Annotated in this window: 6 protein-coding genes and 1 pseudogene; 4 read left to right on the top strand and 3 right to left on the bottom strand. The window is 39.4% G+C overall.

Annotation, left to right across the window (positions count from 1 at the left end):
• The 4 genes and pseudogenes from UYK_RS24270 to UYK_RS0114530 form a co-directional block, all read left to right on the top strand.
• Positions 1-1,593: pseudogene (locus tag UYK_RS24270) on the top strand (GGDEF/EAL domain-containing response regulator); the annotation flags it as partial.
• A gap of 50 nt (positions 1,594-1,643) precedes the next feature.
• Complete coding sequence (locus UYK_RS0114540; protein ID WP_009457023.1) at positions 1,644-2,963, top strand: hybrid sensor histidine kinase/response regulator; 1,320 nt, start codon at positions 1,644-1,646, stop codon at positions 2,961-2,963.
• 45 nt (positions 2,964-3,008) lie between these two features.
• A complete protein-coding gene (ldpA, locus tag UYK_RS0114535; RefSeq protein ID WP_009457025.1) occupies positions 3,009-4,154 on the top strand; it encodes a circadian clock protein LdpA in 1,146 nt (381 codons plus the stop codon).
• A 69-nt stretch (positions 4,155-4,223) separates the two neighbouring features.
• On the top strand, positions 4,224-5,957 hold the full coding sequence (locus UYK_RS0114530) for a R3H domain-containing nucleic acid-binding protein (RefSeq protein ID WP_009457027.1): 1,734 nt from the start codon (positions 4,224-4,226) through the stop codon (positions 5,955-5,957).
• Positions 5,958-6,190: 233 nt separating this feature from the next.
• Here the strand turns inward: UYK_RS0114530 and UYK_RS0114525 are convergent, their stop codons facing one another.
• The 3 genes from UYK_RS0114525 to UYK_RS0114510 form a co-directional block, all read right to left on the bottom strand.
• Positions 6,191-6,562: a cyclic nucleotide-binding domain-containing protein gene (locus tag UYK_RS0114525; protein WP_009457029.1), complete on the bottom strand. Its 372-nt coding sequence runs from the start codon at positions 6,560-6,562 to the stop codon at positions 6,191-6,193.
• A gap of 203 nt (positions 6,563-6,765) precedes the next feature.
• Positions 6,766-8,250 (bottom strand): DHA2 family efflux MFS transporter permease subunit, encoded by a 1,485-nt coding sequence (locus tag UYK_RS0114515; protein WP_235182336.1) that lies wholly within the window; start codon positions 8,248-8,250, stop codon positions 6,766-6,768.
• A gap of 141 nt (positions 8,251-8,391) precedes the next feature.
• Positions 8,392-11,358 carry a methyl-accepting chemotaxis protein gene (locus tag UYK_RS0114510; protein ID WP_016871647.1) on the bottom strand — a complete coding sequence of 989 codons (2,967 nt, stop codon included), beginning with the start codon at positions 11,356-11,358 and terminating at the stop codon, positions 8,392-8,394.
• Between the last annotated feature and the right edge of the window lie 366 nt (positions 11,359-11,724).

Below are 11,724 nucleotides of genomic sequence, written 5' to 3'. Positions count from 1 at the left end.
CTGGCAAATGGCACTTACTGCTTGCCAAACTTTATCACCGGATTTGATTTTACTGGAATCATGATACCAGAAGTTGATGGTTATGAAATCTGTCGGCGTTTGAAAGCTTGTCAGCAAACAGCTGATATTCCTGTAATTTTTATCAGCGCCTTAGATGATGTTTTTGATAAGGTAAAAGCTTTTCAGATAGGTGGGGTTGACTATATCACAAAACCCTTTGAATTTGAAGAAGTTTTAGTGCGTATAGAAAACCAACTGGCGTTAAGAACAGCGCGGTTACAAATATTAAAACTCAACGCCGAATTAGAAAACAGGGTACAAGAACGCACTTGGGAACTCAAACAGACTCTGCATAAACTCCAACAAGAAATGAATCAACGCCAGCAGTTACAGAATAAATTGTTGGAAATAGTACTACACGATTCTCTGACTGGACTACCAAACCGAGTTTTATTTCTCAAGCGATTGGAACAAGCTCTCAATCGCGCCAAGCGAGAATCTAATTATTGTTTTGCTGTCTTGTTGTTAGATTGCGATCGCTTCAAAATTGTGAATGATTCTCTTGGTCATTTAGTAGGAGATGAATTACTAATTGCAATCACTAGTCGTTTACAAGAATCTCTCAGCCCATTTGATACTTTAGCTAGATTTGGCGGTGATGAATTTGCTATTCTCCTGGAAAAGATTACCGATATCAATATAGCAATTGAAGTAGCTGAAAGTATACTCGAAAAATTATCATTAGCATTTCAATTGTCCAGGTACGAAGTCTTTATTAACGCAAGTATTGGTATTAACTGGGGAACTAATAACTATGAAAAACCAGAATATGTACTACGAGATGCCGATACAGCAATGTATCGTGCTAAAGCTCTAGGAAAAGGTAGATACCATGTTTTTTATCCTGCTATGCATCAGGAAGTCATCCAAATTTTAGAATTAGAAAATGACCTGAGAAGGGCTGTAGAGCGCCAAGAATTTGTCGTTCATTATCAACCAATTATTTGCTTAAATACAGGTAAAATTGCTGGATTTGAAGCTTTGATTCGCTGGCAACATCCTACAAAAGGATTAGTTTATCCTACTGCATTTATCCCAGTAGCAGAAGAAATAGGCTTAATTAATGTTATTAATTTTTGGGTACTAGAATCAGCTTGTCAGACTTTGCAAATCTTACAAAATCATCCTCGTTTAACAAATAATCTCAATATTAGCGTCAATCTTTCACCACGTTTATTTACCTTAACAAATTTCATTGCTATTATTGATAAAATTATTGATATAACTAAAATCAATCCTACCAATCTAGAACTAGAAATTACAGAAAATTTGCTAATGGATACAAGTGATAATACTAAAACAAATCTTGATGAATTACAAGAACGTAAAATTAAATTAGTTATGGATGACTTTGGTACAGGCTATTCCTCTTTGAGTTATCTACATAAATTTCCTTTAAATGCTCTAAAAATTGATAAATCTTTTGTTCAACTTATGCAGCAAAATCAACAAAATTTTGGTTTAGTACCAGCAATGATTGGCATTGCTCATTCAATGGAAATGAAAGTAACAGCTGAAGGTATTGAAACCGAATATTGCACCTAACCTTACTTTGTGCCTGTTTAATTATTCATATTCCCAAAATGCATTTGATTCCACAAAGAGATTACAAAGCAAATATCTTGGTAGTTGATGATACTCCTGATAACTTGCGTCTTTTGTCAGCAATGCTGACTTCACAAGGCTATGAAGTGCGTAAAGCCTTGAGCGGCAAAATGGCACTTACTGCTTGTCAAATGGTTTTACCAGATGTGATTTTATTAGATATTAACATGCCAGAAATGAATGGCTATGAAGTTTGCAGACAGTTAAAAGCTAATGAGAAAACTCGCCCAATTCCAGTTATTTTTATTAGTGCTCTCGATGATGTTCTAGACAAAGCTCAAGCTTTTGATGTTGGTGGTGTAGATTATATCACTAAACCTTTTCATGGAGTAGAAGTTGTCTTGCGAATAGAAAATCAACTCAATTTATGTTTACTACAAAATAAATTACAAGAAAAGAATACTCTACTGCAAAAAGCTCTTGATGATTTGAAAGCTTCTCAAGTGCAAATGATTCAACAAGAAAAAATGGCAGCTTTAGGACAGTTGGTAGCAGGGATTGCTCATGAAGTTAATAATCCTATCAGTTTTATCTATGGTAATCTCCAATATGCTAGTCAATATGTATCGGATTTGGTAAATCTCATTGAAGTTTATCAGCAGGAATATCCAAATCCCACTCCAAGAATTCAAGAAATAGTCAAGCAAATAGACTTAAATTTTTTGATCAATGATCAACAAAATCTTATGGGTGCAATGTTTAGAGGAGCAGAACGCATCCGTTCTATAGTTGAAGCTCTACAAAACTTCTCTCGACTCGATGAAGCGCAAATGAAGCGAGTCGATGTTCATCAAGGTATAGATAGTACTTTGGTGATGTTGCAACACCGACTCAAACAAACAACAGATCGCCCTGCAATTGAAGTAGTAAAAGAGTATGGTAATTTACCCTTAGTGACTTGTTACGTCAGTGAACTCAACCAAGTTTTTATGCATCTGTTGAATAATGCGATCGATGCTTTAGAAGAGAGTTATGAGCCAGAAAATACCAATTACCAATTACCAATTACCAATTACCAATTACCTAGCATTCACATTCGCACGATGCTAACAACCTCAGATACTGTAAAGATTTGTATTGCTGACAATGGCCCTGGTGTGTGTGAATCCGTGCTTTCGCGAATATTTGACCCATTTTTCACTACCAAGCCACCAGGCAAAGGTAGTGGAGTAGGATTGGCGATTAGTTACCAAATTATCGTGCAAAAGCATCAAGGAAAACTCACTTGTGCTTCATCACGAGGAAGAGGAGCAGAATTTATGATCGAAATTCCTCTCAAACAAACCCAATTAAATTAGGCAAATGCCTACAACATTTTTCTGTCACATAGCATAATAGATAATGTGACTGATCACCTCAACCCTTTACAATCCCTTAAAGAAGGGCACTGGTTCAAGCTCATTTGCGGAGCCAGCTTTCAACACCTGCCTGCGGTCAGAAGTTTAACATTGGCCTACACACTGGCCGGCGCTGACTGTATAGATGTGGCTGCCGATCCAGCTGTAATTGCCGCAGTTCGAGAGGCCCTACAGGTTGCAGCTGAACTTGCCCAGGATGCACAAGCACGAGGCTTTGGCAAAAAAGGTAAGTTGCCGCTTTTGATGGTTAGCCTCAACGATGGCGAAGATCCGCATTTTCGCAAAGCAAAAATCAATTATACAGAGTGTCCTCCAAATTGCCACAGACCATGTGAAAAAATTTGTCCAGCACAGGCAATAAAGTTTAGCAATAAACCAGAGCTGTTTTCGGGAGTTATACCCGAAAAATGTTACGGTTGTGGTCGTTGCATTCCTATATGTCCATATGAAAAAATTTATACAAATTCTTACGTGATCAAACCGGAAGCGATCGCACCATTAATTTTATCAACTGGGGTAGATGCCATAGAAATTCATACACAAATAGGACGTTTGACAGAATTTCAGCGATTATGGCAAACAATTTCACCCTGGGTTGAACAATTGCAGTTAGTAGCAATTAGTTGTCCAGATGGAGAGGGTATGATTGATTACCTACATGCCCTGTATGATGCGATCGCGACCCATAAAATTACCTTGATTTGGCAAACCGATGGACGGCCGATGAGTGGTGATATTGGTGATGGCACCACCACAGCCGCAGTCAAATTAGGGCAAAAAGTCTTGGCAGCAAATCTACCGGGATACGTGCAGTTAGCAGGCGGCACTAATAACTATACCGTTGCCAAGTTAAAGGCGATGGGACTCCTACGAGGATGGGGAGATGGGGCGATGGGGAACTCGGTACCCCCACCACCCCACCACCCCACCACCCCATCATATATTTCCGGAGTCGCCTACGGTAGTTACGCCCGTGTATTGCTGTCACCAATTCTAGAAGAGTTAGAAATCAGGGAGGTGAATGACACCAGTGTCAAAACAACTGTCCGCCTAGAAGATGAACCAGAATTGCTCTGGCAAGCTGTTGGACTTGCCCATTCTCTTGTTTCCCAGCTCAAGTCACAGCAGTAAGGGTACGGGGTAAATTCTCGTGTCCATACAAGCACATTCGCTATCTCTAAAAACGTCACCATAATAAGCATGACGATTACAGACGATCTCCAAAAATTGTTATATATTTTGCCCCAAGACCTGCGGCAAATATTAGAGAAGCATCCCCAACGAGATAGTTTAGTGGAAGTGGTTTTAGATCTGGGGCGTCGCCCAGAGGCCCGCTTCCCTGATCAAGCCGAGTATCTGAGTGAAATACCCGTCACTCAGAACGTCATTGATGATTGCATCCAGCGAGTGGGGAACTTTGGCGGAGATAATCGAGCAGGAATAGAGCAAACTTTGCACAGAATCAGTGCCATCCGTAATCGCAACGGTAAGATTATTGGCTTAACTTGCCGTGTCGGTCGAGCAGTGTTTGGAACCATCGGCATGATTCGCGATTTAGTGGAAACAGGTAAATCGATTCTGATGCTGGGACGCCCGGGTGTGGGTAAAACCACTGCCTTACGGGAAATTGCTCGTGTTTTGGCGGATGAGTTGAACAAACGCGTGGTGATTATTGATACCTCTAATGAAATCGCTGGTGATGGTGATGTTCCCCATCCAGCAATTGGTAAAGCCAGGCGGATGCAAGTTGCTCATCCGGAATTACAACATCAAGTGATGATTGAGGCTGTGGAAAACCATATGCCTGAAGTCATTGTCATTGATGAAATTGGCACTGCACTGGAAGCCTTAGCCGCTCGCACCATTGCCGAGCGGGGTGTACAGTTAGTAGGTACTGCCCACGGAAACCAAATTGAAAACTTAATCAAAAACCCCACCCTTTCGGATTTGGTTGGTGGTATCCAAGCTGTGACATTAGGAGATGATGAAGCCAGACGTAGAGGTAGCCAAAAAACTGTATTGGAACGCAAAGCGCCTCCCACTTTCGAGATTGCCGTAGAAATGCTGGAACGGCAACGTTGGGTAGTCCATGAAAGTGTGTCTGATACAGTAGATAGTCTACTCAGAGGACATCAACCTAGTCCCCAGGTGAGAACCGTTGATGAAAGTGGCAAAGTCAAGATTACACGTCAGTTAACACCTTTGAACGGTCGTTCCCAAACTCTCGCCAAAGAAGAATCATTTTTACCGGCACGACAGTCAAACGGCTGGCGAGCATCTGGGCAAATGCAACCATTACCACCACTTACCACAGAACCACCAAAACTGAGTAGACAAAACGAATTTGATCGGTTACTGGATGAATCTTTTAATTACTTTGGTGACTTTGATGAGGCTGATAGCAAACTAGCAGGGCCCAATGGTGAAGATTTGCCACTACACATTTATCCCTATGGTGTTAGCCGTGGTCAATTAGAACAAGTAGTAGAGGTGTTGAATCTACCGGTGGTCTTGACAAAAGATATTGATAGTGCTGATGCGATTTTGGCACTGCGATCGCACGTCAAAAACCACGCCAAATTGAGGCAAATAGCCAAAGCCCGGCAAGTGCCAATCCACATGATTAAATCTAGTACCATACCGCAAATTACCCGTGGCTTGCGGCGATTACTCAACATCGATGATCCAGAGGTGACTGATGATCGCGAACTGCAATTATTTCTCCACAGCGCCAGTGATGACGAAATTGACGCCCTAGAAGAAGCTAGATTAGCAGTTGAAAATATCGTTATTCCCAAAGGACAACCGGTGGAATTATTGCCCCGTTCTCCCCAAGTGCGGAAAATGCAGCATGAGTTGGTAGAACACTACCGCTTAAAGTCCCATAGCTTTGGAGAAGAACCAAATCGGCGTCTGCGGATTTACCCTGCGTAAGTTCTAAGAGGTTGCGAGGGGACAGATCCCTGACTTTTTAAAAAGTCGGGGGTCTTGAATTTTGAGGGTTAAAAAAACCAACCACAAAGACGCGAAGAGAAAGTTTACCCCATATAACTAGTAAAACAACCTGGACAAATCGGTTCAACCTCTTTCTTTGCGTTCTTTGTGTCCTTTGCGGTTCGTTACTTTTACCAGTTATCAGCTGATAACTGACTGCTCGAAAACATGTGTTAAATAGAACGCTTTAAAGTACGCAAACGCTCTGAGTAACTTCGCATTACAAGTAGTGCAAACATAGGTGTTTCTTGCACAGCGAACAGGAAACCCCTTCGGTCTAAGATAGCTAATTCGCTGTCGGTTTTCGCAATTGCTGTCGATGCTCTGGTTTGTTCTGGTACAACCAATGCTCCCATACCAAATACATCTCCCGCGTGAATAGTTTCCACCACTTTGCCATCGACATATAACTCTACTTCTCCAGATAAAATGCCATACATGCAATCTCCGACTTCACCATCTGTAAAGATAGTTTGACCACTGGAAAATTTTTTGATTGTTGGCTGTTTTTGAAAGATTTTTACGGTTTCTGCTGGTTCAAGCATGATAATAGATTTTCACTACATTACATTTCAAAGTACTACAGTAGATGATATTTTTTTTGTCCTTCCTGGCGTAAAGTATGAGAAAGCACTTTTGTTTGATTTTGTATAAATTTTTATTAAGCCTTCAGCATAGCTGCCTTTCTTCATCAAACCTTATAAACCAGCTTTAGACTGAACATACTCTTCTAACTCAAAGAGCTTTATTAAGAAATTAATGCTTCAGGATTTTTATTAGATGAATTGTGTGTTGTTTGAAACAAGAGATTAACAACAAGCATAATTCCCAGGAAGATTGCCAAAATCAAAAAAGTCCTGTGCATGGCAAAGACTAATGGTAGAAGTGGCATAGATGCAAGTGGTGTGGTACGAGGTAAGTTAATATTACTGAGAGCTAATGTGATAAATAGAGCTGATCCAAAGGGAATTCCTAGAGTTTGACCCAGCAGAGACGATTCGTTTAACAATCCCGAAACTACACCAATTTTGTTTTGAGGAGTAATACGCATGGTTGCTACATTGTTGGGCGATCGCCACATCGCTAGACCTGCACCCATGACTATATCTGTGAGTACGTAACCTAAGGGTGTTAATTGGGTATTAAAGGTGCTAGCCAGCATACAGCCAAATGCTAACAAAATTAGACCAATCGGAATCAAACGACCACTACCAAATTTATCGACTAAACGCCTTGATATAGGTGCAATTATGGCGTTACTGATCGGCAAGGTGATCATTAACATTCCCACCTGATTAGTTGGATACTGCAAAACTAGTTCTAAGAAAAATGGGTAGATCAGCAACCGAGCTGCCATGACTATGTAAACCACAACCATAGTCAACAGCTTGATACTAAGAATGTGATTACGAAACAAAGACAAGTCAATGATTGGTTGTCTGATCCGAGATTGAAGCAAAACAAAAACAATTAAACCGATGATGGTCGTAATCAGTAAAATAAGGGCGATCGCACTATTAAAGCTTTGTTTTTGCCCTTCACTCATCGCTAAGGCAAAATTAAGCATCACCAACGCCAGCAGAATTGTTCCTAATGTATCAAAGTTTTCTTGAGGACTACGGCTATTTTGGGAAGGCGGAACACACCAAGCGAATAACAAAATGGCTATTATCCCGATGGGAAGATTAATTAGGAAAATCGCTCGCCAATCACCAAGCGTAACCAGTAAACCACCGATTGCTGGGCTTAAAACAGAGGTAACAGAAAGCGTCATCACTGCAAGACTAAGGGCTAAGCCATATTGTGGGCTATGAGCGAACAAGTCAGAGATAATTGCCATCCCCAATCCCACAATTAGCACAGCACCGCATCCTTGCAAAACTCGAAAGCCAATCAGCCAAATAATTCCTGGTGCTAATCCACACAGTAATGAACTGATGGTACACAGGATTAACCCAGTTTGGAATAACTTTCGCCTGCCAAGCATATTACCCAAACGAGCAGCGCTGAAAATCACAGTAGTAACAACAATTAGATAACTGATAATCACCCATTGAGAGACAGCCAGGTAAGTATCGAAAGCTTTTGTAATCGTAGGTAGGGCAATATTGACTGTGGAACTATCCAGCGTAAACATTATCAAGCCCAATGCTATACTCAATAAAGCTAGCCAGATTTGAGACGGCGATCGCTCAGAATTAGAAACATTTTGGGGTACTGGTTCGCTGTTCAATGGTATTGCCACCAATTAGATTGAAAATTCTCCTATTTCCATTGTCTCTCGGATCATTTGAGGCAGATGAAGAATGTAGACACGAAGTGTCTACTGAAACGGTAGAACGGCAAGAACTTCCTATTGCCTATTTTCAACAATTTAATTCACTTTCAAAGTACCTACTGTTTCCTGTAATTGTTGGGAAATTCTCGCCGTTTTTTGTAGAGACTCAGAAACTCGCACAGATGATTCACTAGTTGATTTTGAAGTAGTAGCAACTTGTTTCATCAATTCGCTGACTGTTTGCGATGTCTGGACTCCATAGACTGTGGCGGTGGAAATTGACTGCACTAAAGCATCTATTTGTCGTGAAACATCTAGGATTTGATTCAGACTATGTTTGGCATCTTCAACTACCTGTGTTCCCTTGACAACGTGAGTCACTCCCTCTTGCATCGCTTCCACTACTTCGTTGGTTTCCTGTTGAATATTTTCAACAATTTCTGCTACTTCTTTGGTTGCTTGTGCTGAACGCGCAGCTAGTTCGCTAACTTCTTCGGCTACCACAAGAAAACCTTGACTTTCCTCACCCATACGTGCTGCTTCAATACCTGCATTGATGGCTAACAAGTTGGTTTGCATGGAAATATCGTTAATTAATGCCACTACACGCGAAATCTCTTGGGTAGATTGCTCCAAACGTTTAACTTTCTTGGCTGTTTTGCCCACGATTTCCCGCAAATTCAAGATGTTTTCTACTGTTGTATCCATCGCTTCTCCAGTTTTGGTGGCGGTGTTCGCGGCGGTGTTAACAACTTGTGCAGCTTGCTGGGCGCTAGACGCAACTGCTTGCATCGCCACAGTCATTTGAGTAACTGCATCTACAATGCGGCTAATTTCGGTAGTTTGTGTCAGTGCTTGTTGTGTAAGATGGCGGATTGTTGTTTCGTTGCTACCAATCACTTCATCTAATTGCATGATTGACACTTTTACTTTGATGATAATATCCCGTAGACTTTCAACAATGGAGTTGAAAAAGTCGGCAACTGTACCTATTTCGCCTTCATTCACATCAACACGTACCGTCAAGTCACCTCGAACTACACCTTCAACATCTTCAAGTAATTCTAATAGTTGCTTTTGTAGGGCTTGTTTGTGTTGCTGTTCTTCCCAAGAAGATATTTGTGCAGTTTGATGACTTTGTTCGATTTGTTGAATTAGTTCTGCCTGTTCTAGAGCATAACCAATTTGAATGCCAACTTGTTTAAATAAATTAATTTCTCTATCTTGCCAATGGCGTTCATGGGAACACTGATGAGTCACCAAAAGACCATATAGTTTTCTATTAATAAAAACAGGTGTGATTAGATATGCTTTGACTGCTTGGGATTCCAGTTGTTGGAGGTATGATTGACTTAAATTATTTTCGTAGATATTATGGACTGTTTTCACAGAACCTATTTCTAATTCATCAGAATACTCTTCTCCAAAATAGGGAATAGAAATATTTTCTTCTAAAACTGTTGACCAAGACTCAGCAACTGATTCAGCAATGATATTACCTTGCCAATGTCCATTTAAATTATAAAAAAGTACGCGATCGCTTTGTAGGGCATCTCGTAGATCTGATACTGCGGTGTTGAGGATTGTTTGACTACTAAGTACCTCTCGAATATGGGTTGTGATTTGCTGGAGTTGCTGTGTAAATTTTGTATCGTTTTCTTGACTATACAACTCTTGTATGATTATGTCTGCCATTTGATTGAAACTGACAGCTAGTTGACCAATTTCATCATCAGCGAAAACTTGAGCGCGGATATGGCGATCGCCTGCGGTAAATTTTTGAGCGGTTTGCTGCAAATCGTAAATTGGTTTGCTGATTGAACGTTTCAAAATTAATGCCCAAATACCAATTAAAACGAAAGTTACAAAAACTAAAACCGTTTGTAGTAACCAACTTTGTGTTAATAAGTTATTGAGAGATGTCTCAGGAATTCCCCGTACTAAAATAGCTAGTGGCTGTGTGTGATCAACAGCTTTAGTTCTATTATCTTCTCCCAGAATTGTATTAGGCAAAGCCTTAGCTGCCATAATGTAGGTTTTGTTACCCAAAACCACATGTTTAGTTACTATTGTTCCTGGATTAACCGCAGCTGCTTCAGATAATGATAATAAAGATTTACTTTCTAGAGGTAATTCTATTTGGGGTTTGATTTGATGCAAATTATTGGATTCTTCTTGTAGTTGGGAACCTACAAGGGTAAATTCTCCATTGGATTTATGTAGATAAATTCCATGATAACCTGCTGGCAATGCTTGTAGAGTTTCTCTAGCGATCGCATCTTGTTTGTTCATGATATCACCAATCACTAAAGCGCCGATAACTACTTTTGTTTTGGGGTCTTTTATAGGCGTTATCAAATAGCGAATTAAAGCATCTTTTTTCCCAAATTTATTTGATATAAGTGGAGATTCTCGACTTATTTCTGATCCACTAACTATTCTAGTAGCTTTAATTGCTTGAGAAGTTTTTAAAGCCTCTTTCACTAAGTTGCTGGGGTTAAAAGTTTCCCCTTGACGATTAGCATTGGCATTGACAATAATTTTTAAGTCTTTTCCAACTAAAGTGGCATACTCTACATTGAGAGTCTGAGTTTTATTTTTCAAAATTGGTTTAATTACTGTTTGCCATTTCTGATCTAAACCTTCACCAGAATTATACAGATTAAGTACTGTGATTATAGCTGCATTTTCTGATGGGCTTCGTAAGCCAAAACTCATTTGATTAAATTTAGTATAATAATTAAATTCACTAACTAATAACTCTGATTTAGTTTGTTCAATTAGTTGAGTTCGCAAACTTTGATTGATAAATAATTTTGTACTTACAGCTATACCTAAAATAGAGACAAGTTCACAGCTAATTAAAGCAATTAAATGTTTACGATTAAGACTAAGTTTATAAAACCATTTAAAAAAAGATTTGTAATTTTGCAGAGAATTGGCAATATTTAAATTGCTTGATTTTGAAACTCTAGAACTGTCAATCATTAGCTGAGATGGAGATAAAGAAAATGATGAATTGGGATTTTTACTTTTGCTAGCAGTATTAAATGGATTACTCATAAGTAATTTTTCTGGATTAATAACTCAAATCAATTAACTAGTAGGTAGACACAGTTATACATAAAACTCTAGATGGACTCCCTTGTTTGTTTACAGCATGACTGTCTATTCTGTTTTCTAGTTGAACTTGAGAGAATAATCCAGATAAAACTTTGTGTGTTTAGATACTAGTATTGCTGAGCTTTGAGTATAAGTTATATCATTTTTTAGATTTTAGGCAATAGACAAAAATCCCATTAAATCCTCTGTTTACAGAAAATTTTGAGGTTATTACTGATAGTAAAGTAGACACAATATTATAACAATATGTTGTAAATATTAATTAGAGCGGTAGTATACAAAAGACCTCTTGCAAAAATCTTTTTA

Source organism: Fischerella thermalis PCC 7521, from assembly GCF_000317225.1.
GTDB lineage: Bacteria > Cyanobacteriota > Cyanobacteriia > Cyanobacteriales > Nostocaceae > Fischerella > Fischerella thermalis.
This window is presented reverse-complemented; position numbering and strand designations above follow the sequence as displayed.